Origin of the sequence: Acetobacter farinalis (assembly GCF_011516935.1) — a bacterium.
Classification (GTDB): domain Bacteria; phylum Pseudomonadota; class Alphaproteobacteria; order Acetobacterales; family Acetobacteraceae; genus Acetobacter; species Acetobacter farinalis.
Genome location: NZ_WOTF01000006.1, coordinates 37,284 through 60,128 on the forward strand (window position 1 = coordinate 37,284; position 22,845 = coordinate 60,128).

21 protein-coding genes are annotated in these 22,845 nt (G+C 61.3%); 13 read left to right on the top strand and 8 right to left on the bottom strand.

Going from position 1 to position 22,845, the window contains the following annotated elements:
- Positions 1–16: 16 nt before the first annotated feature.
- The 7 genes from dapB (at position 17) to GOB82_RS07765 (ending at position 6,364) form a co-directional block, all read left to right on the top strand.
- Positions 17–811: a 4-hydroxy-tetrahydrodipicolinate reductase gene (gene dapB, locus GOB82_RS07735; protein ID WP_166121807.1), complete on the top strand. Its 795-nt coding sequence runs from the start codon at positions 17–19 to the stop codon at positions 809–811.
- 288 nt (positions 812–1,099) lie between these two features.
- Positions 1,100–2,287, top strand: a complete 1,188-nt coding sequence (gene metK / locus GOB82_RS07740) for a methionine adenosyltransferase (RefSeq protein ID WP_166121809.1) — start codon at positions 1,100–1,102, stop codon at positions 2,285–2,287.
- A gap of 14 nt (positions 2,288–2,301) precedes the next feature.
- Positions 2,302–3,015, top strand: a complete 714-nt coding sequence (trmB, locus tag GOB82_RS07745; RefSeq protein ID WP_166121811.1) for a tRNA (guanine(46)-N(7))-methyltransferase TrmB — start codon at positions 2,302–2,304, stop codon at positions 3,013–3,015.
- Positions 3,016–3,106: 91 nt separating this feature from the next.
- On the top strand, positions 3,107–4,684 hold the full coding sequence (gene purH, locus GOB82_RS07750; protein WP_166121813.1) for a bifunctional phosphoribosylaminoimidazolecarboxamide formyltransferase/IMP cyclohydrolase: 1,578 nt from the start codon (positions 3,107–3,109) through the stop codon (positions 4,682–4,684).
- Between the two features lie 117 nt (positions 4,685–4,801).
- Positions 4,802–5,566 carry a hypothetical protein gene (locus GOB82_RS07755; protein WP_166121815.1) on the top strand — a complete coding sequence of 255 codons (765 nt, stop codon included), beginning with the start codon at positions 4,802–4,804 and terminating at the stop codon, positions 5,564–5,566.
- A 129-nt stretch (positions 5,567–5,695) separates the two neighbouring features.
- Positions 5,696–5,863, top strand: coding sequence for a DUF1328 domain-containing protein (locus GOB82_RS07760; RefSeq protein ID WP_166121817.1), 168 nt, complete (start codon positions 5,696–5,698; stop codon positions 5,861–5,863).
- A 156-nt stretch (positions 5,864–6,019) separates the two neighbouring features.
- On the top strand, positions 6,020–6,364 hold the full coding sequence (locus GOB82_RS07765) for a tRNA-binding protein (RefSeq protein WP_242007264.1): 345 nt from the start codon (positions 6,020–6,022) through the stop codon (positions 6,362–6,364).
- Positions 6,365–6,424: 60 nt separating this feature from the next.
- On the opposite strand, the gene glyS is transcribed toward GOB82_RS07765, so the two are convergent.
- Together glyS and GOB82_RS07775 are read right to left on the bottom strand one after the other, a co-directional pair.
- Positions 6,425–8,485, bottom strand: coding sequence for a glycine--tRNA ligase subunit beta (glyS, locus tag GOB82_RS07770; RefSeq protein WP_166121819.1), 2,061 nt, complete (start codon positions 8,483–8,485; stop codon positions 6,425–6,427).
- Positions 8,486–8,489: 4 nt separating this feature from the next.
- Positions 8,490–9,374 (bottom strand): glycine--tRNA ligase subunit alpha, encoded by an 885-nt coding sequence (locus GOB82_RS07775; protein WP_166121908.1) that lies wholly within the window; start codon positions 9,372–9,374, stop codon positions 8,490–8,492.
- Positions 9,375–9,618: 244 nt separating this feature from the next.
- Here GOB82_RS07775 and GOB82_RS07780 point away from each other — a divergent pair, with 244 nt between their 5' ends.
- Positions 9,619–10,407: a DUF2076 domain-containing protein gene (locus tag GOB82_RS07780; RefSeq protein WP_166121821.1), complete on the top strand. Its 789-nt coding sequence runs from the start codon at positions 9,619–9,621 to the stop codon at positions 10,405–10,407.
- 61 nt (positions 10,408–10,468) lie between these two features.
- Here GOB82_RS07780 and GOB82_RS07785 read toward each other — a convergent pair whose 3' ends face one another.
- The 4 genes from GOB82_RS07785 to GOB82_RS07800 all read right to left on the bottom strand — a co-directional run bounded on the left by GOB82_RS07785 (position 10,469) and on the right by GOB82_RS07800 (position 14,267).
- The gene (locus tag GOB82_RS07785) at positions 10,469–10,939 is read right to left on the bottom strand and encodes a helix-turn-helix domain-containing protein (RefSeq protein WP_166121910.1); all 471 of its coding nucleotides are present in this window, start codon (positions 10,937–10,939) and stop codon (positions 10,469–10,471) included.
- 347 nt (positions 10,940–11,286) lie between these two features.
- Positions 11,287–12,906 (bottom strand): apolipoprotein N-acyltransferase, encoded by a 1,620-nt coding sequence (gene lnt, locus GOB82_RS07790; protein ID WP_166121823.1) that lies wholly within the window; start codon positions 12,904–12,906, stop codon positions 11,287–11,289.
- Between the two features lie 96 nt (positions 12,907–13,002).
- A complete protein-coding gene (locus tag GOB82_RS07795; protein ID WP_166121825.1) occupies positions 13,003–13,851 on the bottom strand; it encodes a GNAT family N-acetyltransferase in 849 nt (282 codons plus the stop codon).
- Positions 13,848–14,267: a Fur family transcriptional regulator gene (locus GOB82_RS07800; RefSeq protein WP_166121827.1), complete on the bottom strand. Its 420-nt coding sequence runs from the start codon at positions 14,265–14,267 to the stop codon at positions 13,848–13,850. Before GOB82_RS07800 ends, GOB82_RS07795 begins: the two co-directional genes overlap by 4 nt.
- A gap of 218 nt (positions 14,268–14,485) precedes the next feature.
- Here GOB82_RS07800 and GOB82_RS07805 point away from each other — a divergent pair, with 218 nt between their 5' ends.
- A complete protein-coding gene (locus GOB82_RS07805) occupies positions 14,486–14,782 on the top strand; it encodes a sulfurtransferase TusA family protein (protein ID WP_166121829.1) in 297 nt (98 codons plus the stop codon).
- A 71-nt stretch (positions 14,783–14,853) separates the two neighbouring features.
- On the opposite strand, the gene rho is transcribed toward GOB82_RS07805, so the two are convergent.
- Entirely contained in the window at positions 14,854–16,149 is a 1,296-nt protein-coding gene (gene rho / locus GOB82_RS07810; protein WP_166121831.1) for a transcription termination factor Rho, read from the bottom strand.
- A 282-nt stretch (positions 16,150–16,431) separates the two neighbouring features.
- Entirely contained in the window at positions 16,432–17,643 is a 1,212-nt protein-coding gene (locus GOB82_RS07815; protein ID WP_166121833.1) for a magnesium transporter CorA family protein, read from the bottom strand.
- 295 nt (positions 17,644–17,938) lie between these two features.
- On the opposite strand from GOB82_RS07815, the gene trpB reads away from it, so the two are divergent.
- The 4 genes from trpB to GOB82_RS07835 all read left to right on the top strand — a co-directional run bounded on the left by trpB (position 17,939) and on the right by GOB82_RS07835 (position 22,839).
- Positions 17,939–19,186 (top strand): tryptophan synthase subunit beta, encoded by a 1,248-nt coding sequence (gene trpB / locus GOB82_RS07820; protein WP_166121835.1) that lies wholly within the window; start codon positions 17,939–17,941, stop codon positions 19,184–19,186.
- Positions 19,183–20,016 carry a tryptophan synthase subunit alpha gene (gene trpA, locus GOB82_RS07825; protein ID WP_166121837.1) on the top strand — a complete coding sequence of 278 codons (834 nt, stop codon included), beginning with the start codon at positions 19,183–19,185 and terminating at the stop codon, positions 20,014–20,016. The genes trpB and trpA overlap by 4 nt, the downstream gene beginning before the upstream one ends.
- Before the next feature lie 61 nt (positions 20,017–20,077).
- Complete coding sequence (locus tag GOB82_RS07830; protein ID WP_166121839.1) at positions 20,078–21,346, top strand: TIGR03862 family flavoprotein; 1,269 nt, start codon at positions 20,078–20,080, stop codon at positions 21,344–21,346.
- Positions 21,343–22,839: a helicase HerA domain-containing protein gene (locus tag GOB82_RS07835; RefSeq protein WP_166121841.1), complete on the top strand. Its 1,497-nt coding sequence runs from the start codon at positions 21,343–21,345 to the stop codon at positions 22,837–22,839. The genes GOB82_RS07830 and GOB82_RS07835 overlap by 4 nt, the downstream gene beginning before the upstream one ends.
- Positions 22,840–22,845 lie beyond the last annotated feature (6 nt).

The following is a 22,845-nucleotide window of genomic DNA, read 5'->3' on the forward strand; positions in this document are numbered from 1 at the left end:
AGAAGGAACTTTCCGCATGACAGATCAGGCGCTGCGTATCGGCATTGCAGGCGTTACCGGGCGTGTGGGCCGCCTGCTGGTGGAGGAAGTGCAGGCCGCCGGGGCTGTGCTTGCAGGAGGCACGGCACGGGATCAGGCGAAAGCAGCCGGTCTGCCGGAAGGCCTGCCTCTGTATACGGACATGGCCAGTCTGGCGGCTGTCAGTGATGTGGTGATCGATTTTACCCATGCGGAAACGGTCCTGCCGCATGCGCAGGTTCTGGCGGAGCAGGGCGCGGCGTGGGTGCTGGGCACAACCGGCCTTTCCGAAGCACAGCAGGCGGCCGTCATGCAGGCGGCTGAGCGGATCGGGATTGTTCATGCGGCCAATTTTTCCGCAGGCGTTACGCTGGTGCGGCGTCTGGCGCAGATGATGGGGCAGGCGCTGCCCGCCAACTCCTATGACGCCGAGATTGTTGAAATGCACCATCGGCAGAAGGTCGATGCGCCATCAGGCACGGCCCTGGCGATTGGGGAGGCTGTGGCAAAGGGGCGGGGTGTTGCACTGGCTGCTGTGCGGGAGAGCGGGCGGGATGGCCATACCGGCCCGCGCGCGCCGGGCGCCATCGGGTTTGCCGCCCTCAGAGGCGGGCAGATTGTCGGCGAGCATGAGGTTCTGTTCACCTCGGCGGATGAGCAGATCACCCTGACACATCGGGCGTTTGACCGGCGCGTGTTCGCGGCTGGTGCGGTGCGGGCGGCGCTCTGGCTGAAAGGGCGTCCAGCCGGATATTACGGGATGGAAGAGGTACTCGGCCTGCCACCCTGCTGAGGTGTGTTGCAGTTTTTTAATGCGCTGACTCGATATACTTTTAGTGGTAGTGATTTTTTTTCATATCCGCTTGTGTATGGCAGTATTCTGCGGCCCATGTGCCGGAATAAGCCACATTTGATGCGGGAAATATGCGGTATTCAGGGGGTGGGGGAGACGGTCCTGATCCCTGCATGGCCGTAATACACTTGACCATTCGCCACTATTCCGCCACACGGTCCCGTCGCCTTTTCTTAAGGCGGCGGTCACAATTCCTTATTCATAGTGCGTGGGGCAGACGGCACCATCATGCGTAAAGACGGCGATTTCCTGTTTACCTCGGAATCTGTTTCCGAAGGTCATCCAGACAAGGTTGCAGACCGGATCAGCGATACTGTTCTGGATGCTTATCTTGCAGCGGACCCGGAAGCCCGCGTGGCCTGTGAAACGCTGGTAACCACAAACCGGATCATTCTGGCCGGTGAGGTGCGTGGCCCCTCCTCCGTGACGTCCGAAGGCCTTATCGAGGCTGCACGGGCTGCGGTGAAGGACATTGGGTACGATCAGGAGGGTTTCTCCTGGCGCACGGCTGATGCCGCCAACTACCTGCACGCCCAGTCTGCTGACATTGCAGTGGGTGTGGACAGCGCAGGCGACAAGGACGAAGGCGCGGGCGACCAGGGCATCATGTTCGGTCATGCCTCCACCGAGACCGACACCCTGATGCCGGCAACCATCTATTACGCACACCGCATCCTGCACGAAATTCGTGACCTGCGCCGTGCGGGTGACCCGCGCGCCGCCGGCCTTCAGCCGGACGCGAAAAGCCAGGTCACGCTGCGCTACGTCAACGGTCGCCCTGTAGGGGCCACATCCGTTGTGATCTCCACCCAGCATGATGAAGGCGTAAGCCAGAAAAAGCTGCGTGAAGAGCTGGGCGAGATCGTGCGTGGCGTTCTGCCGGAGGGCTGGATGCCGCCGGAAGACGAACTCTACGTCAACCCCACCGGGATCTTCGTGATTGGTGGTCCGGACGGGGATTGCGGTCTGACCGGGCGCAAGATTATTGTGGACACCTACGGTGGCGCAGCCCCGCATGGCGGCGGTGCCTTCTCCGGTAAGGACCCGACAAAGGTTGACCGTTCCGCGGCCTATGCCTGCCGCTATCTGGCCAAGAACGTTGTGGCTGCCGGTCTTGCAGACCGTTGCACGCTTCAGGTATCTTACGCCATTGGCGTGTCTCATCCGCTGTCTGTCTATGTGGATCTGGATGGCACAGGCAAGGATGTGGATGAAGCCCGTCTGGGTGCCGTTCTGCGTGAGGTGATGGATCTCTCCCCGCGTGGTATCCGCAACCATCTGCGTCTGAACCGCCCGATTTACGCGGAAACCTCTGCTTATGGCCATTTCGGCCGTACGCCGGATGATGCGCGTGATAACTTTACGTGGGAGCGCACCGATCTGGTGGATGCCCTGCGTGGCGCCTTCAACCGCTAAGGTTTGAAGACACGATGACGGAGGAAGTGCGCGGGCCGGACGTCAAGCCGTCGCCTGAACGACTTTACGGACGCCCGCGTGGCCACTCGCTGCGCCCCCGTCAGCAACGCCTTCTGGATGAGGCTCTGCCCCGCCTGCGCTTTCCGCTGGATCGCGCGGGTGAACCGGGCACAGCCTTTACCCGCCCGCCCGAACAGATCTGGTTTGAAGTCGGATTCGGCGGCGGAGAACACGTGGTGGCGCAGCATAATGCCCACCCCGATGTCGGCTATATTGCCTCTGAAGTTTTTGATAACGGCCTGTGCTCTCTGCTGACCCGCTTCGTGCCGGTTGGGCAGGAGTCGCATTCCGCTGTTCCCGAGATGCTGCGCCTGTGGGATGATGATGCCCGCGTGCTGCTGCGGGCCATGCCCGATGCCTCGCTGGACCGGCTGTTCCTGATGTTTCCAGACCCGTGGCCCAAGGCCCGTCACGCCAAGCGGCGCTTCATGCACCCGGAAAACGTGGCTCTTGTTGCCCGCCTGCTCAAGCCCGGTGCTGTCTGGCGCGTGGCGAGTGATGACCCGACCTATCAGGCATGGGTTGAAGAGGTCATGGGCGCACAGGCGTTTTTCGATGCACCGCCGCCGGTTTCTGAACGACCGGACGGCTGGTTTCCGACCCGTTATGAAGCCAAGGCGATCGCGGCAGGGCGCCAGCCGCTGTATTGGACCTTTACGCGTCGGTAAAAGGTTTTGAGGTGCGGGGCGGTTGCTCCCGCGCCGCTTGTTGGCTAATGAGCCGCCTTACTTCAGGCTTAGCCGTGCGAAAGGTCCGCCAATGAACCAGACGACGCAACCCGTGCGCCGCGCATTGATTTCTGTTTCCGATAAAACGGGGCTTCTTGACCTCGGGCGCGCGCTGGTCGCGCACGGTGCGGAAATTCTTTCCACAGGGGGTTCCGCCCGCGCGCTGCGTGAAGCGGGCCTGCCCGTGACCGAGGTGTCTGACCACACCGGATTCCCCGAGATTCTCGATGGCCGCGTGAAAACGCTCGTGCCCAAGATTCATGGCGGTATCCTCGGGCGGCGTGACCTGCCTGCGCATGTGGCCCAGATGGAAGAGCACGGCATCGCCCCGATCGATCTGGTTGCGGTCAACCTGTATCCGTTTGAAAAAACGGTTGCTTCCGGCGCTGGCGCTGAAGATTGCATTGAAAACATTGATATTGGCGGCCCGGCCCTGATCCGCGCGGCGGCTAAAAACCATGACCATGTGGTGGTGCTGACCGATACCGCCCAGTATGCGGGGCTGATCGAGGCTCTGGGGCAGGGCGGCAGCACGCTGGAGATGCGCCGTGGCTATGCCGGTGCGGCCTATGCCCGCACCGCCGCGTATGATGCCGCCATTGCGGCATGGTTTGCCGCACAGGCGCAGGACACCCTGCCGGAGCGCTTTGTGCTGGCTGGCCAGCGTGCGGAAGTATTGCGCTATGGTGAAAACCCGCACCAGCAGGCCGCGTTCTACAAAGATGGCAGCACACGCCCCGGTGTGGCCACGGCTGTGCAGGTGCAGGGCAAGGCCCTCTCCTACAACAACATCAATGATACGGATGCCGCGTTTGAAGCCGTGGCAGAGTTTGACCGCCCTGCGGTGGTGATTGTCAAACATGCCAACCCATGTGGTGTGGCGGTGGGTGACACGCTTTCCGCCTGCTGGGACAGCGCGCTGCGGTGTGACCCGGTTTCGGCCTTTGGCGGCATTGTCGCGTTGAACCGCACGTTGGATGCGGCAACAGCGAGCAAAATTGCCACGCTTTTCACTGAGGTGATTGTCGCTCCGGATGCGGAGGAAGAGGCGAAAGCCATTCTGGCCAGCAAGAAAAATCTGCGCCTGCTGCTTACCGGTGGCTTGCCGGATGCGGCGGCGGCGGGTGTGGTTGTGCGCTCTGTGGCCGGTGGTTTTCTGGCGCAGACCCGTGACAACGGGCAGATTCGCCCCGAGTCCCTGCGTGTTGTGACAAAACGCGCCCCCACCGCACAGGAAATGGAAGACCTGATGTTTGCCTTCCGTGTGGCCAAGCACGTGAAGTCCAACGCCATTGTCTATGCGAAAAATAACGCCACGGTAGGGATTGGCGCAGGCCAGATGAGCCGTGTCGACTCTGCGCGGATTGCCGCCAGCAAAAGCGGAGAAGCAGCTAAGGCAGCCGGGCAGGATGCACCGCTCACGCACGGTTCCGTGGCGGCGTCTGATGCATTCTTCCCGTTTGCGGATGGGCTGGAAACCATTGTGGTCGCTGGCGCAACCGCCGTTATCCAGCCGGGTGGGTCCATCCGGGATGATGAGGTGATTGCTGCGGCCGATGCCGCCGGGATTGCCATGGTCTTTACCGGTATGCGTCATTTCCGTCACTGACACGCTTTTCCGGCTCTTGCCGGATGCGGATTCCTGACGAAGAATAGAGCGTTTTCATCCTTGTTCCGGCCTGAAGTCCGCGTGATTTCGGGCTGGATCGCTCCTTTTGGTTGATCCATGCGCTCTCTGCTCTCGCTTCCAGCTTTTTTTCTGGCATCGTCCGTCGCTCTAGCTGCCCCCGCCTCTCAGGGGCCTGCCGGACGGCAGGATGCAGCAGCGTTTGCTTCACACCAGACTGCGACAGAAAAGGAAGCGGACGGCGTTTATGATCTGTCCGGCCTGCCGCGCTTTACGGGGCAGGTGGCGCAGTTTCTGCCCTCCTCCCATGGCAGCGTGATCGGCCTTGTGCTGGCGGATGGCACACAGGTGTTTGTCTCGCCCGATCAGGGGCACACGCTGGCCGGGTCGATCAAACCTGGAGAGACTGTCGAGATTCGCGGGATTAAAGGCCGCACACTCCCTATTATCCGGGCGTTTGGCATTACCAGCCCGCGTGGGCGCAGTATGCAGGACACCTTCATTGCCATGCCGCGCCAGTCCACCGAGATGATTGCAGGACCCGATCTGGTGCTGCATGGCGAAGTCTGGATGCCGCTCTATGATCTGGACGGCAAGCTGAGTGGCGCGGTGCTGAAAGACCATTCCGTGATCTATCTTGCCCCCAGTGAGGCCGCGCGTCTGGCGGCCTGGCTGAAACCGGGCCAGATGCTCTATGCCGTGGGCACGGGCAGCAGTGGTGATCTGGGTGTTGCGATCGACGCACGGGAAATAGGACCAGCCGCCAATCAGATGGTCGGAGTGGCGGTGGGGAATGCTCCCCCGCCTGGCCCTGCGCCGGGGAGTGCTGGATATGATATTATTCCGGGCTCAGAAGGGCATTAACAGGCTGCGTTGGGTAACCGCTTGAGTCCAAAGCGAGAGAACTTTTCTTTTCTCCCTGCGTTGTGCTGAGGGACATGCAAGGCCGTATCGATCTTCCGTGAGATTACGGCACTCCTGAGGAGAAGCGAGATGCCTATTCTGCGGTGGTTTCTGGCTTTTCTGATTCTGGCCATGCTTGCCTCCCTCTTTGGGTTTGGGGGAGCGGCTTCCGGGTTTGCCAGTATTGCGAAAGTTCTACTGTTTATTTTTGTTGTGCTGCTGGTGGCCAGTTTTTTCTTTGGTCGCTCACGCGGCTGAAGGGCCAGCCGTCCACACGCCCTGATGTGGAAAGATGAGAAAAACGGAAAAGCGTGTTGTCCTGAAAAGGCAGCACGCTTTTTTTATGATCAGTGGCCCAGAGGGGCCCGAAGTGAGTAAGGTAGGGCAGGTAGTATGGGGGAAGGGCCTGCATTCATGGAAAAGCCGATGGACCATATTCTCTGGTCGGATTTTGAAAAAATTGTGATGGTTTCTGGCACTATTCTGCGTGCCGAACCTTTTCCCGAAGCCCGCAAACCGGCCTTTAAAATCTGGGTGGATTTCGGGCCGTATGGTGAGCGCAAAACCAGTGCGCAGGTCACACGCCTTTACACGCCGGAGACTCTGATCGGGCGGCAGATTATCGGGATTATCAATTTCCCTGAAAAGCAGATTGGTCCGTTTCGTTCCCAGTTTCTGCTTGCGGGGTTTGAAACGGAACAGGGTGTTGTGCTGGCTTCTCTGGAAAGGCCGGTGCCCAACGGCACCCGGTTAAGCTGAAAAAAAGGGGACGTGGTGTGGCACCACGTCCCCCTTCAGAATTCAGCCCCGGAGAAGGGGTTAGCCTTCAATCTGGCTGAAATCCGCAATCAGACGCATCATGCGGCCCAGGCGGGAGAGCAGGCGCAGGCGGTTAAGCCTCAGGGCTGCGTCTTCCGCATTTACCGTGACGGCTTCAAAGAACTTGTCCAGAGGGCCACGCAGGCTGGCGGCCGCGCGCATGGCATCGGTGAAGCGTTCTTCCGCGAAGGCGTGCTCCACAGCGGGTTCAACCTGATCCAGCGCCGTGGCCAGAGCCTGTTCTTCCGGCTGGGCGAACAGGGCCGGGTCTGGCGTGCCGTCATGCGGGCCATCCTTGCGGTCTTCAATCCGCAGGATGTTGGCGGCACGACGGGTGGCGGCAAGCAGGTTTTTACCATCTTCCGTGGCCAGCATGGTTTCCAGCGCCTGCGCGCGGGCCAGAAGGCGGGTGATGTCCGTATCTGTGTTCCCGGTGGAAATGGCGGCAAGGCAGTCATACCGCGCGCCTTCCGAGCGCAGCTGCACGCGCAGGCGTTCCGCCATGAACTGTGGCAGCAGGTCCAGATCCGGCGCATTGCGCAGGGGCTCCAGCAGGGCTTCACTCGCCAGCAGGAACAGCCTGACCAGATCCAGCCGCAAACCGTTTTCACGGATCAGGCGGATAATGCCCAGCGCGGCGCGGCGCAGACCAAACGGGTCCCCCGAGCCGGATGGTTTTTCACCGGCGGCAAAGAAGGCCGCCAGCATGTCAAACCGGTCCGCCAGACCAAGTGCGATGGAAACCGGGGCTGTGGGCACCGTGTCCCCCGGGCCGCGCGGCATATATTGCTCACTGATTGCCTGACAGACAGCCGGGCTCTCGCCATCATGGTGGGCATAATACCCCCCCATGACACCCTGAAGCTCAGGGAACTCTCCAACCATGCCCGTGGTCAGGTCCGTTTTGGCCAGTTCTGCCGCACGTTCCGCATCGGCGGCTGATGCGCCTACCATCGGGGCAATCAGACCGGCCAGACGGACCATGCGGCGGGTGCGTGCGCCTTGGCTGCCGAGCTTGGCATGGAAGGTAATGGCGTCCAGCGCGCCCAGCCGGGAGGCAAGGCTCTGCTTGCGGTCCAGATCCCAGAAGTGGCGGGCATCGGCAAAGCGGGCGCGCAGCACGCGCTCGTTACCGGTGACAATCAGGGTGCCGTCATCCGCCGGGGCGATATTGGCGGCAAATGCGAAGCGCGGGGCCGCTGACCCATCCGTGTTGCGGAGCGCGAAATAGCGCTGGTTGACGCGCATGGAAACCTGCATCACCTCGGGCGGCAGGTCCATATACCGGTCATCAATTCGGCCAAGGAACAGCACGGGCCATTCCACCAGCCCGGCCACTTCCTCCACCAGCCCGGAATCGGGCACAAGGGACAGGCCTTCAGCCGAGGCAAGCGCCGTGAGGCCCTGCAGGATGTTTTCCCGGCGTTCCGCAGCATTTACCAGCACATGCCGGCCGCGCAGTGTTTCCTGCCATTCCGCGGCATTGCTGACAGCCACAGGGCCGGGGGAGAGGAAGCGGTGGCCTTCCGTCAGGTTGCCGGAGTGCAGGTGGTGGCCGTTATCCTCGTCCTGAGCCAGAGAGAACGGCACGGTCTCCCCATCCAGAATGCACAGGATGCGGCGCAGGGGGCGCACCCATGTAAAGGCGCTGCCCTGGCCCCAGCGCATGGATTTCGGCCAGGGGAAGCGGCGCAGCAGGTCCGGCAGGACAGCGGCAATATGCAGTCTGGCGCTGATGGCGGGTTCTTCGCGCTCCAGCACCCAGAAGCCGTTTTGCAGGGTCAGGGCATCCTGCGTCACGCTATGCTTGCGTGTGAAGCCTTCCAGCGCCTTTTCCGGCGCGCCCTCACGCGGGCCGCGTTCAGAAACAGTGCGGCCCGGCACCGTGGCGTCCAGCGTGCAGGAGGCGGCAATGCGGCGCGGCCCGGTATAGGCCACAGCGGCCTGCGGGTTCAGGGGAGCCAGCGTTTCGGACAGCAGGCGCAGCAGGGTTTCCCCGGCCTGTTGCTGCATGCGGGCGGGAATTTCTTCTGAAAAGAGTTCTATCAGCAGTTCGGGCATGATCTTATTTGTCCTCGCCAGCCAGCCAGGTCTCACAGCACAGTTTTGCCAGCGTGCGCACACGGCCAATGTAGGAGGCCCGCTCACTCACACTGATCACGCCGCGTGCATCCAGCAGGTTGAACAGGTGGCTCGCCTTCAGGCACTGGTCATAGGCTGGCTGCGCGACACCGGCTTCGGCCAGCGCCACACTTTCCTTTTCCGCATCGGCAAAGTGGCGGAACAGCAGCTCTGTATCAGCCAGTTCAAAATTATGGCGGGAATAGTCCTTTTCCGCACGCAGGAAGACATCCCCGTAGGTCAGGCCTGCCCCGTTATAATCCAGGTCATAAACGTTCTCTACGCCCTGCACATACATGGCCAGACGTTCGAGACCGTAGGTCAGCTCTGTGGAGGGGAGAGTGACCGGAATACCGCCCACCTGCTGGAAATACGTAAACTGCGTGACTTCCATCCCGTCACACCAGACTTCCCAACCCAGACCCCATGCGCCGATGGTCGGGTTTTCCCAGTCATCTTCCACAAAGCGGATATCGTGGCGGTCCGGATCAATCCCGATGGCGCGGTAGCTGTCCAGAAGCAGTTTCTGGCTCTCTTCCGGCGTGGGCTTCAGCAGAACCTGATATTGATAATAATGCTGCAGGCGGTTGGGGTTTTCCCCATAGCGGCCATCGGACGGGCGGCGGCATGGCTGCACATAGGCAGCTTTCCACGGCGTATTTCCCAGCGCCCGCAGGGTGGTATGGGGGGAAAGCGTGCCTGCACCGATTTCCTGATCATAAGGCTGGAGAATGGCGCACCCCTGCCTTGACCAGAACTGGTGGAGGGTCAGGATCAGGTCCTGAAAGGAAAGGGGCCGCTCGGTAGGGCGGGGAGACGCCGGGTCCATGGTCAGGATGAAACTCCGCAGTGTGACAGTCAGGGTGTGCGCATGGCGCGCACGGCGGGAGCACACCATACAGGGGTGCAGCGCATTCAGGAAGAGAAGGCGAAAAACTCCCTGCGGCTCTCCCCTTGCAACGCTCTTGCCTGCACGCCACATGACGGTCAGAGTGGGGCTATGTGATGCCGGCTGTCTGGAAGCTGGCGGACTGAAGCCGATAAACGAATGCCGCAGGCAGGGAAGGTAGAAGATGACCAACGAGGAACGTGACCTCATTGCGAAATTTGTAGCCAGAGTGGGTGGTGCGTCCCAGCCTGGTTTTGGCAGCGTGCCCAGTACGCGGCCTGATCTTCCGCCGGTTGACCCTGAAGCCGACAGATTTCTGGCACAGGAATTCCAGCAGTATCCTGAAGCACGCTATCGCATTACGCAGATGGCCGTTGTGCAGGAAATGGCGCTGGTGGAAGCACAGAACCGTATCCAGCAGCTCCAGTTTCAGCTTCAGCAGGCGCAGCAGGCCTTACAGCAGGCTCAGACGCAGCAGAAACCTGCGGGCGGCGGTTTTCTTGGCGGGCTTTTCGGGGGTGGGCAGCGTGATGCGCAGGCTCAGCCGCAGCAGGCTCCCCCGCCGGGCTGGGGTGGCCGTCCGGCTGCCGCACCGCAGTATCAGCCTCAATACCAGCCCCAGTACCAGCCGCAGCCCCTGCCTTATGGCGCGCAGCCGGGCATGTTCCGTAGTGGCACCGGCTTTCTGGGCACGGCTCTTTCAACCGCCACGGGTGTGGCGGGCGGGATGCTGGCCGCAAATGCCCTGACAGACCTGTTCAGTGGTCACCATGGTGGCGGAGCAGATGCCGGATGGGGTGCGGGGCAGCCGACTGAGACAATTATCAACAATAATTATGGTGACGGTGCCGGGGCTGACCCGTTTGGCGGAGCCGGAACGTCTGCTGATCCGGGTTTTGATGCCGGAAGCAATGGCTGGGGCGATGCTGGCGGAGATGCCGGCGGCGGCTGGAGTGACGATCAGGACTTCTGAGAGCGCTGCCTTGAAAGCGTAGTCTCGAAAAAAGGGGCGGCTTCGGTCGCCCTTTGGTTTTTCAGGAGATCTGGTCTGGCGAACTGATGGAGTCCAGCGGCGGAGCCATGGACCGCACAAGATCCAGCACGCGTTTGCGAACGGTCGGGTCTGGAATGCGGTAATAGGCCCGGATCAGTTCAATGGTTTCCTTGCGGGAAAACAGGGAGGCTTCGCTTTCTGAAAAAACCGATGCCGTGCCGGTTTGAAACGGGCTTTCAAACGGCTTGCGGTTTTGTGAAAAATGGTCGTGCAGGTGGGGCTGGTCGTGATGTTCCGCCGGACGGTCAAGAGTGGGCATATCATCAAAAAAGAAGCTGATCGGCACATCCAGCGCACTTGCCAGATCGTACAGGCGGGAGGCACCCACCCGGTTGGTACCGCGTTCGTATTTCTGTACCTGCTGGAATGTGATGCCCAGAGCCTCCCCCAGCTTTTCCTGAGAGATACCCAGAAGCGTGCGCCGGAGCCGGATCCGGCGTCCAACATGCATGTCAACAGAACCCGCCCGTGGTGAGGGTGTTTTCTGGTCAGAGGGGGGGGAGACAGTCTTTGTCACGCGGTCACTCATCTGGAAAGGGTTCGTTGTATAAACCCGACTGAACCAGACTATAAACCATTTCTTAAACATTCCAGTGCTGCTGGTGACGTCATTCACAACGGCGCGTGAGTTTTTTGAGAATTTGAAATAATGCCTTGAAAGAAAAAGAGAATATCAGAAAAAATTTAACACCTCATATATATTTTCAAGAAAGGAAAAAGGTCTTTGTGGAGGACCTTTCAGGAATGGAAAAGGCAATTCAGAAAATCCGAATTGTTAGAAAAAAACACACTTTTGTTTCAATCAGGCTTCCTCCGGCTTGTGCGGGCAAAAGCAGCCAGAAATGCAATCAGGCACAGCAGGGCGGGCAGGGTGCGCCCGTATCGGGCGAATAAAGGAGTAGGTAAAGCGGGTGGCAGGGGGACAACCAGCGTGCCGGTTCTGCCCCAGCCCAGACGTTCCAGCTCATGTCCAAACCCGTCATAGGCTATGGAAATGCCGGTATTGGCCGCGCGGGCAATGGGTAACCCTTCTTCTACCGCACGCAGCCTGACGGAGGAGAGATGCTGGCGCGGGCCCGCACTGTTTCCAAACCAGCCATCATTGGTGACATTGGCCAGCCAGCGGGGGCGGTCATGCCGGTCAACCGTCAGGCCGGAGAAAATCACCTCATAGCAGACCAAGGGGCCAACGGGGGGCACCCCTGGCAGATGCCATGTGCGGGGGCCGGGGCCTGCGGCCATGCCACCCTGGGGCACAATTTGCAGCGGGATAAAGGGCGGCTGGTACTCACCAAACGGAACAAGCCGGGCCTTGTCATAAATCCCGGCAATGTCTCCATTGGGGGCCAGAGCCAGAACAGAGTTCCGGTAGCGCCCGTTATCATCCATACGCAGCGCGCCGATCAAACCGGCATCGGCACCGGCCCCCCATTCCATGATGATCTGGCGGGCCCGCGGGCTGTCCTGCAGCAGGTCAGAGCCGGGGAAAGAGGTTTCCGGCCACAGGAAGACAATCGGGCGGGAGAGAGCATCCGCAAAGGCGGGCTGCGGAACGAGACGGCGGGCCTGAAGCACGCCATCTGCTGTCAGGCGCAGGTAACGCTGGAAAATATCACGGGGGTTGAGATGGCCGATTTTCTCGGTTTCCGGCACGTTCCCTTGCACGATCACGGCAACAGGCCCGTTTTCCCCGGCGGGATGCACGGTCTTCAGCCGGATCAGGCTGGCGGTCAGGGCAAGGCTCACCACCACAGCCGCACAGGCGGCCACGCGCAGGCGGTCTGCCCGCTGCGGGAAAAGGTGGCAGGGGTGCCCTGCGCGGGCCCGGAATGCATCCTGCAGGGCCTCTCCGCAGAACAGGGCACCAAACACCACAAAAAAGGTCAGACCATCCACGCCAATCCATGCCGCAGGCTGAATCAACACATCTCCCACCGCGCCGGGAATGGCGAGACCGCTCCCTAACGGGTTCCATGTAAACCCGCTGAACAGGAAGACGCGCCCCATATCAAACAGCGTCCAGCCAGCAGCAAAGGCCAGAAGCCGGCGCGGCCCGGCAGGCACAAGGCGGCACAGGGCGGCCGGAGCCGCAACCATGGGGGCAAGAATGAGCGCGCACCCCAGTGACGGGAACGGCACAAACCACCAGAACTCTGCCGCACGGATCATGACGGCATTAACCATCCAGTACAGACTGGCGGCATATAGCCCGAAACCAAACAGCGCGCCCGCCCATGCGGCGGCTTTCCAGCTTCCGGCGCGGTTCAGCACCCGGCCCAGCACAGGAAATGTCACCAGCAGCACAGGCAGGAGATGCACGGGCGGCAGGGCCAGAGCGGAGAGTGCGCCCATGGCCAGCATGAGGCCTGCCTGCCGCCATTTCTGGCCACGGCTCAACTTATTGGGGGTCGGGGTCATGTGTTCAGCCTGCCCTGCAGGGAAAAAGCGCCGGAGTGCGCGGGAGGTCAGCACGGAGGGCAGGCAGAAAAGGTGGTGTCAGCCTGAGCGTGTTGCTTAATCCAGCGCATCGCGCAGGCGGCGTTCATAGTGGCGGTAATATTTGTCTGCCAGCAGTTCGCTTTTCACCAGAACGGCAACGTCTGTGGTGTTGAACTGCGTATCAATTACCGCGCCATCTCCCACATAGCCGCCAAGGCGCAGATAGCCTTTGATCAACGGGGGCAGGCTGGCCAGACTCCTGCGGAAATCGAGGGAATGCGGGTCCACCCGCAGCATGTCCACCCGCCGTTCCGGCAGGGCCTTCACCCGCAGGGCGGGTGGGGCCAGATGATTGTGATAGAGGTATGTCAGCTCGTTTGCGATGGCGTCGGGGTTGGTTCCCGGCAGGCTGGCGCAGCCGAACAGTACATCAATGCGATGCAGGAAAATGTAGGAGGCAATGCCCCGCCACAAAAGCTGCATGGCGGCCCGCCCGCGATAGTCCTTGTCCACGCAGGAGCGGCCAACTTCCAGCAGCCGCCCGGGAAATTCTGTCAGCGGGGAAATATCGTATTCGCTGGCGGAGTAGAAACGGCCAATTTTGGCGGCGGCATCCCCCTGCATGAGCCGGTAGGTGCCCACCACGCCGCGGGCATCGGACGCAATGGCGTGGTCAATCACCAGCAGGTGGTCGGCCACGGCATCAAACTCATCAAAGTCGCGTTTGAGGCGGAGGGTCTCCGCATCCGGATGCGCGCCCATTTCTTCATAAAACACACGGTAGCGCAGGGCCTGTGCGGCATCCCGCTCATCATCCGTGGCGGCAATGCGCACACTCAGGTTTCCACCCCGCAGTTCGGGAAAGCCCTTGCGTTCCAGATCCAGAGTGGAGAGAGAACCGGCGGACAGTTGGTCTGCGCTCATGAAGCCGCTCCTTTACGTTTTGAGGGCTGAGGCGCTTTGGCCTCCTGCTGCACGGTGCGCTTTCTGCCGAACAGTTCAAGCCGCATGGAAACAAAATCGAAGCCCAGCCGCTCGGCAACACGGCGCATCAGCTCTTCATGTTCCTGATCTTCAAATTCAATAACCTTGCCATTATCAACATCAATCAGATGGTAATGGTGGCGGCCATGTTCCGTGGCTTCATAGCGCGCACGGCCTCCGCCAAAGTCACGCCGTTCGAGAATACCCTTTTCTTCCAGCAGGCGCACTGTACGATAAACAGTGGCTACGGAAATGCGGGAATCAAGCACGGACGCACGGCGGTATAATTCTTCCACATCGGGGTGATCATCAGCATCTGACAGAACGCGTGCAATGACACGGCGCTGACCAGTCATTTTCAGGCCATGTTCGACGCAGAGCTGCGCGATCCGAGATTCTGTCGACTGTGACTTCAAGGGCGCAAATCCTGCTTGTTACCACCTGCGTTCATAAAATCTCAGGTAGCCGAAAAGGGTGGGGGTTGTCCAATTTTACACGGGTATGCAGGTTTCTTTAGCTCTGGTTTCCCCTGCCTTATAGTGCCTTTCAGCGTTGCTTCATGGAGTATGGTTTTATGAAAACCCCAACAGACCTGCCAGTGCCCCCCTCAGCCGAGCCGTCACACCCGGAGGCTGTCATGCTGGATATCACCCATGAAAAATGCCCGATGACCTTTGTGCGCACCCGTCTTGCGCTGGATGGCATGGCTGCGGGCAGCCTTCTGGCCGTGCGGCTGATGGGGGAAGAACCGCACAGGAACGTCCGGCGCTCCGTGCTGGCGCTGGGGCATATTGTGCTGGCGGAACAGGCGGAAGCAGATGGCAGCGTTGTGCTGACCATCCTGAAAAAAGACCCCACACCAGCAGGCTGAGCACAGCCGCCAGAGTGGGGTCAGGCGGCTTTACAGAGAAAGCCGCGGGAGGATGAACCCCGGAGCCGGGGTCAGTTGTTCATGGCCTCGAAGAAATCCGCGTTGGATTTGCTGTATTTGAGCTTGTCCAGCAGGAAGTCCATCGCATCCATGGAGCCCATGGGCGCCAGAATACGGCGCAGGACCCACATTTTGGAAAGTGTGGCGCGGTCCACCAGCATTTCTTCCTTACGCGTGCCGCTCTTGGTGATGTCAATGGCGGGGAAGGTGCGCTTGTCAGCCAGTTTACGGTCAAGGATCAGCTCGGAGTTACCCGTGCCCTTGAACTCTTCAAAAATCACTTCGTCCATGCGGCTGCCGGTATCAATCAGCGCCGTGGCGATAATGGTCAGAGAGCCGCCTTCCTCAATGTTACGCGCCGCGCCGAAGAAGCGCTTGGGGCGCTGCAGGGCGTTGGCATCCACACCGCCGGTCAGCACCTTGCCGGATGACGGCACAACGGTGTTGTAGGCGCGGGCCAGACGGGTGATGGAGTCCAGCAGGATCACAACATCGCGCTTGTGCTCCACCAGACGCTTGGCTTTTTCCAGCACCATTTCCGTCACCTGAACGTGGCGGTGGGCCGGTTCATCAAAGGTGGAGGAAATCACTTCCCCGCGCACGGAGCGGGCCATGTCCGTCACTTCTTCCGGGCGCTCGTCAATCAGCAGCACGATCAGGAAGCATTCGGGGTGATTGGCGGAAATGGAGGAGGCAATGCTCTGCAGCATGACCGTTTTACCGGTGCGCGGCGGAGCAACAATCAGCGCGCGCTGGCCCATCCCGATGGGGGAGACCAGATCAATCACGCGGGGCGTGAAATCCTGCGTGCTCTTGCCTTTCTTGCCCTTGGTTTCGCTTACCGGCGGGGCATCGTTTTCCACTTCCATCTTCAGGCGGCGCTCGGGGTAGAGCGGTGTCAGATTATCGAAGTTGATGCGGTGCCGGACGGCTTCGGGCGGCTCGAAATTGATGCTGTTGATTTTCAGCAGGGAGAAATAGCGCTCTCCGTCACGCGGGGCGCGGATCTGCCCTTCCACCGTATCCCCCGTGCGCAGACCGAAGCGGCGCACCTGGGCGGGGGAGATGTAGATATCGTCCGGGCCGGGGAGGTAGTTTGATTCGGGGGAGCGGAGGTAACCGAACCCGTCATGCAGGATCTCGAGTGTGCCATCACCGTAGATCGCCTGATCATTATCGGCCAGTGCCTTCAGAATGGCGAACATCATGTCCTGTTTGCGCAGGGATGATGCATTTTCAATATTCAGGTCTTCGGCACAGGCCAGAAGATCGGCCGGAGATTTGGCCTTGAGTTCCGCAAGATGCATTTAGGAATGCCCTGACTGGCAGTAGTTCAGAAAAGGGGAGGTCCGGATCAGTCTTGCGCGAGGCCCGAAGATACAGCGCGTAACAGCCATGGTTACGGTGTGAGGCCGGATGGCAGGACAATCCTGACGGGGAGGGAAGTACTGGACAGGTGAAGTCAGCCAGTTCTGGTGACAGAGAATAAAACCACCAGCCTGCTTCGTCAACCAGACTTTCAGAAGCCTGCGGCGGGCAGGTGCGCTGTGGCGGCCCGGTGCTGTGTTCGTCTCGCCGTATGTCCGGCTTTATTTGATGCCGCCCAGCCAGCCCTTGCGCCAGAACCACAGGAGCGGCAGCACGATGGAGGCCGCCATAAGGCCCAGAGAATACCAGTATCCAAAGGACCAGTTCAGTTCGGGAATATCCTTGAAGTTCATGCCATACACCCCGGCAATCAGGGTGGGGGCCACACCAATAAAGCTGACAACAGTCAGCACCTTCATCACGCCATTCTGTTCAATACTGATAAAGCCCAACGTGGCATCCAGCAGAAATTCTACTTTGCTTGTTGCCTGAGAGACGTAATCGCTCAGGGAGGACAGGTCGCGGTTGGCTGTTGCCATGCGGGCGCGCAAGGCACCGGAGAGCGCATAGGGAGCGTTCTCGGCGGGAAGGGTGCTGTTGCCGGTATCGAGGCGACGGCTTGTCAGCGGCAGGCCGGAGGCAAGGGCCAGACTGTCCTTTTTGCTTTCGCTCAGGAAAATGGTGATGCGCTCCAGCCCGAGCAGGGAATCCCGCAAGCGAGAACACAGGTCACCCGAAGCGCCAACACGTTCCAGCAGGTCACGCTGCCGGGCGGCGATGCTCCGGACAGGCGGCTTGCTTTGTTTCCGCCTGAAAATGTCCAGAGAAAGCTTGTCCAGCAACGTGCCGAAACTCTCCAGAATATCAGCCAGCCGGTCCACGATTGTTTCAATCAGCGCAACCAGAATGTCTCCGGGGCCGATGAATGCGGGAGCGGGTCCCTTGTGCGCCGTGCCCGGGGTGGACTGTGCTTCATGAGGTTGGCCGGGTGCGCTCTCCCTGCCCGGCGCAGGGCTTGGTGCTGCTTCGGACGCCGGGGTGGGGGCTGTCACTGCCGCGGGAGCAGTAGAGGGCAGGGTGTGCTCCGCCACAAGCTGGGCGACAGTCTCAAAGGAGGGGTAGGGCTGGTAGCGGATGGTAAGCAGCCGCTCGGCGGTCAGAATAAAGCCGACGGGAGAGGTCTGGAATTCTGTCCCGATTTTCTTGAGAAGAGGCGTTGAAAGAAATGCGGCTCCGTTGCGTACGCTGATACGCGAGGAACTCTCAATTTCATTCAGGTCATCCAGCGTGGGCAGAGGCTGGCCACAGATGCGGGTTGCGAGCGCCTGCTCCTGCGGGGTGGGGTTGAGCAGGTCAATCCACGCTACGCCGTCGGCATCGGCCTCACTCTCGATTGCCCGCGCCGGGGCTCCGGGCGTGTGGGCCAGAAACATTCAGCCTCTCCTTGGGGTGTCGTCGCCTGCATCATGCTTGGGTCTTGCGTTGCAAGACCATGCCCCGAGCGGACAAGGGCTGACAAGCAGTGGTTTAAAGGGGCTGCCGTGCCTTAGGCTTGGGCTGGTTTTTCCGGCGGGCGGATTTCGGGTTTGCGGCACCCTGACGTGCAAAATTTAGGGGAGGCGGCCCCTGTGCAAGGGCTTGTGGCTTCTGGTAAGCCAGACTCCTGCTTTCCGGGGCAGCGGGAGCACCCAGCATAACGCGCAAAGATCAGGAGCGGCGGAACCAGCCATGGCAGATCAGGCAGAACGGCACAGCACACAGGCCGCACACCCCAATTCCCTCCGGCATGGCCCGGATGCACGCGGCCATTTTGGCGGCCTCTATGGCGGGCGGTTTGTCGCGGAAACCCTCATGCCGCTGCTGCTGGAGCTGAATGAGGCGTATGAGGCTGCCAAGGCAGACCCGGCCTTTCATAAGGAACTGGCGTTCTACCTGCGTGATTATGTCGGGCGGCCCAGCCCGCTCTGGTTTGCCCGCCGCATGACGGAAGAGCTTGGCGGCGCCAAACTCTACATGAAGCGCGAAGAGCTCAACCATACCGGCTCTCACAAGCTGAATAACGTCATGGGGCAGATTTTGCTGGCCCGCCGCATGGGCCGCACCCGCATTGTGGCGGAAACCGGAGCCGGGCAGCACGGCGTGGCCACGGCTACCGTCTGCGCGCTGTTTGGCATGAAATGCGTGGTCTATATGGGGGCCACGGACGTTGAGCGGCAGAAGCCCAACGTGTTTCGCATGCGTCTGCTGGGGGCCGAGGTCGTGCCGGTGACCTCCGGGGCCGGAACGCTGAAGGACGCCATGAACGAAGCCATGCGCGACTGGGTGGCTAACGTTGCGGATACCTATTTTCTGGTGGGTACCGTGGCCGGCCCGCACCCGTATCCTGCCATGGTGCGTGATTTCCAGAGCGTGATTGGCGAGGAAACCAGAGAGCAGATGTTGGCTCAGGAAGGCCGCCTGCCGGATGTGATTGTCGCCGCCATTGGGGGTGGCTCCAATGCGATGGGGATTTTCCATCCGTTTCTGGATGACGCCTCCGTCCGGCTGATTGGCGTTGAAGCCGCAGGATGCGGGCTGGACAGCGGCAGGACAGCGGCCTCCATTGAACGTGGCCGCCCCGGTGTGCTGCACGGTAATCGCACCTACCTGCTGCAGAATGCGGACGGGCAGATTGAAGAGGCCCATTCCATCAGTGCCGGTCTGGACTATCCGGGTGTCGGGCCGGAGCATTCCTGGCTGAGTGATATTGGCCGCGCTGAGTATGTCGGGGCCACGGATGATGAAGCCCTGCAGGCATTCCAGCTCTGCACCCGCACGGAGGGGATTATTCCCGCGCTGGAATCCGCCCACGCCATTGCCCATGCGGCCAAGATTGCTCCCACACTGCCGAAAGAGACGCTGCTGGTCATCAATATTTCAGGCCGGGGTGACAAGGATATTTTCACCGTTGCCGAGCATCTGGGAGTAAAACTGTGAGCCGTATTGCCGCCCGCTTCAAAACACTGGCCGCACAGGGGCGCGGTGCGCTCATCCCCTATCTGGAAGCGTTCGACCCGGATCTTGAAACTTCTCTGGCGCTGCTCAAGGCCATGCCCGCTGCCGGGGCGGACCTGATTGAAGTCGGCATGCCGTTCTCCGACCCGTCAGCCGATGGCCCCATTATTCAGCTCGCCGCCATCCGGGGGCTGAAGGCCGGGGCTTCTGTGGCGGGCGTGCTGGAGATGATCGCGGCTTTCCGCAAGGAAGATCAGGAAACCCCCATCATTCTGATGGGCTACCTGAACCCTGTGGAAGCATACGGCCATGCCCGTTTCTGTGCGGATGCGGCCAAAGCCGGGGTTGATGGCCTGATTCTGGTCGATCTGCCGCCTGAAGAAGCCGATATTCTGGAGCAGCCCGCGCAGGATGCCGGGTTGGACATTATCCGTCTGGTGGCACCCACCACGCCGGATGAGCGCCTGCGGTATGTGCTCTCCCATGCGTCCGGCTTTGTCTATTATGTGAGCATTACCGGTATTACCGGCACACGGACAGCCAGTGCTGCGGAATTGCAGTCGGCTCTTGCGCGCATCCGCGCCGCGACGGATCTGCCGGTGGCCATCGGTTTTGGCATCCGCACGCCGGAGCAGGCCGCAACGGCTGCCGGAATTGCGGATGGCGCTGTGGTGGCCTCTGCCCTGCTGGCCACGCTGGCGGAAACTCTGGATAGCACCGGCAAGGCAACAGACCAGACCCTGCCGCGCGTGCTGGGGCAGATTGAAACGCTGGCTGCTGCCGTGCGGGCCGGGGAGAAAAAGGCGGGATGACTCGTCTTTTTTTCCGTAAAGCAGCTTTCATGCGGACAGCCTTGCGGTCTGCCACGCGGGCATGAGCAGTCCGTTCCGTGTTGTTGTAATCGGGGCCGGGCCTGCCGGGCTGGCCGCGGCGGAGTATCTTTCCGCCGCAGGCTGCGCGGTGCAGGTTGTGGAGCATATGCCCAGTCCGGGCCGTAAGTTTCTTATGGCCGGTCGTGGCGGGCTGAACATCACGCATTCCGAACCTTCAGAAAAATTCCTCAGCCGGTATGGCGCGGCGTCCTCATGGCTTGCTCCGGCACTTGCCGCGTGGACAGTGGAGGATATCCGGCACTGGATGAGCGGGCTGGAGCAGGAAAGTTTTGTCGGCTCTTCCGGCCGTGTTTTCCCCAAGGCCATGAAGGCTTCTCCGCTTTTGCGGGCATGGCTGGCCCGCCTGCGTGCGCAGGGTGTGGTGCTGCACACCCGCACAGGCTGGACAGGCTGGGATGCCGCCGGACATCTGACCTTTTCGCATCCGCAGTCTGAGGATGCCGCGTCCGCATCGCACAGCCCCGCTGTGTTTTCAGCGCCTGATGCCGTCATTCTGGCGCTTGGCGGGGCAAGCTGGCCGCGTCTGGGGAGTGATGGAGGCTGGGTGCCGCTGCTGGAAGCGCGCGGGGTTACGCTCTCGCCCCTACGGCCTGCAAACTGTGGTTTCCAGACAGACTGGCCGGAGGCTGTGCGGGAAAGGTTCGCCGGAACGCCGCTCAAGCCGGTCTCGCTGACGTTTGGTGGTCAGACGGTGCGGGGGGAAGTGATTGTTACCGCAAAAGGGCTGGAAGGTGGCGCGCTTTATGCGCTGTCCGCCCCGCTGCGGGAGCATCTGGCGCATCATGGTGTGGCGGAGGTGCTGTGTGACCTACGGCCCGATCTTTCGGTGGAAGAGCTGACACAGCGGCTGGCTGCCGTGCGCCCGCGTGAGAGCCTGTCCAACAAGCTGCGCAAGGCCCTGCGCCTGCCGCCTGTGGCTGTGGCGCTGCTGCGGGAGGCCGGGCCTGTTCCGGTGTCCACTCCCGCTCTGGCGGCCCGACTCAAGGCGTTGCCGGTGCGGCTGACAGGGCCGGAGCCGCTGGAGCGCGCTATTTCCACCGCAGGGGGCATTGCGCAGGCCGCGTGTGATGAGCGGTTGATGCTGCGTGCGCAGCCCGGTGTTTTTGCAGCAGGTGAAATGCTGGACTGGGAGGCTCCAACCGGCGGCTATCTGCTGCATGCATGTCTCGCAACCGGGCGGCTGGCGGCACAGGGGGCGCTTGCATGGTTGCGGGATAAGCATCCGGAGGGGTATCGGAAGCCCCTATGAGCAGTACCATGCCGAATAACAATATGATTGTGATGGGGGATGTGTCCGGTGGTGGTCCGGCACAGATGGACCTTGCCGAGCTTCTGGCCACCCGCCTTCTTGTGCAGGGCAATTCCGGGTCTGGAAAATCGCACCTTCTGCGGCGTCTGCTTGAGCAGTCGGCGCGCATGGTGCAGCAGGCGATTATTGACCCGGAAGGGGATTTTGTCAGTCTGGCCGAGAAATTCGGCCATCTGGTGATTGATGGCGCAGCCTGTTCGGAAATGGCGCTGCATGCCGCGGGTGAGCGGATGCGCAGGCATCGGGCGTCCGTTGTGCTCAATCTGGAAGGTCTGGATGCAGACCAGCAGATGAAATGGGCCGCGGCCTTTCTGGGCGGCATGTTCGAAGCCCCGCGTGAGTATTGGTACCCCGTGCTGGTGGTGGTGGATGAAGCCCAGCTTTTTGCCCCCGCCGCCGCCGGGGAGGTATCTGATGAAGCACGCCGTGCTTCGCTGGGGGCCATGACAAATCTGATGTGCCGTGGCCGCAAGCGCGGTCTGGCAGGCATTATCGCCACACAGCGTCTGGCCAAGCTGGCCAAGAACGTGGCGGCGGAAGCCTCCAATTTTCTGATGGGCCGCACCTTTCTGGATATCGATATGGCCCGTGCGGCGGACCTGCTGGGAATGGAGCGGCGGCAGGCCGAAGCCTTCCGGGATCTGCCTCGGGGAACCTTTGTGGCGCTGGGGCCAGCCATGTGCCGCAGGCCGGTGCCGGTGCGCGTGGGCGCGGTGGAAACGGAAAGCCGCTCCGCCGGCCCGATGCTGACGCCCTTCGAGCCGCCCTCCGCCCCGGTGCATGAGCTTATTCTGGCCCCGGTGCCTGTTTCGGAAACGCTGGCGCGCCCCAGAAAGGCCCCCGTCACGCCGCAGCCGGACCTGCTGAGCCAGCTTGCCGCGCATGGTGAGGCACAGGCTGCTGTCCTGCAGGAGGAGCAGCCGGAAGAATCGTCGGAAGATCAGGCGGAGCGTGAGGCCCGCATGAACGCAATCCTGCGGGATATACTGGCGGATGATGAAACCTCATTCCGCGCCGCGGCCGTGCTGTATCAGGATTTTCTGGTGCGCTGCCGCATTGCCGGGCTGGGGCGTAACGCGCTGGACCTGAAAGCCTTTAATCGTGCTCTGGCCACGGCGCGGAGCGGCGTGAGTGAGGATATGGTGGCCTCGGACGACTGGCAGCAGGCGGAGGCTCTGGCCAATGCCCTGCCGGAAGACCTGCAATCCGTTTTCCTGTTCCTGGCGCGTGCGGCCATCAGCCGTCAGGCGTGCCCCTCTGATGCGGAAATTGCCCGAGTTTACGGCACGGCCTCACAGGGGCGGGCCCGCAGGCTTCTGGAATGGCTGGAAGACCGGAATATCATCGTCCTGCGGGCCGATGGCATGGGGCGGCGGGTCATGACTGTCATCGGGCCGGGGTGGGAGACGCTGCCCGGCGTTCCACAAGGGTGAGTTCTG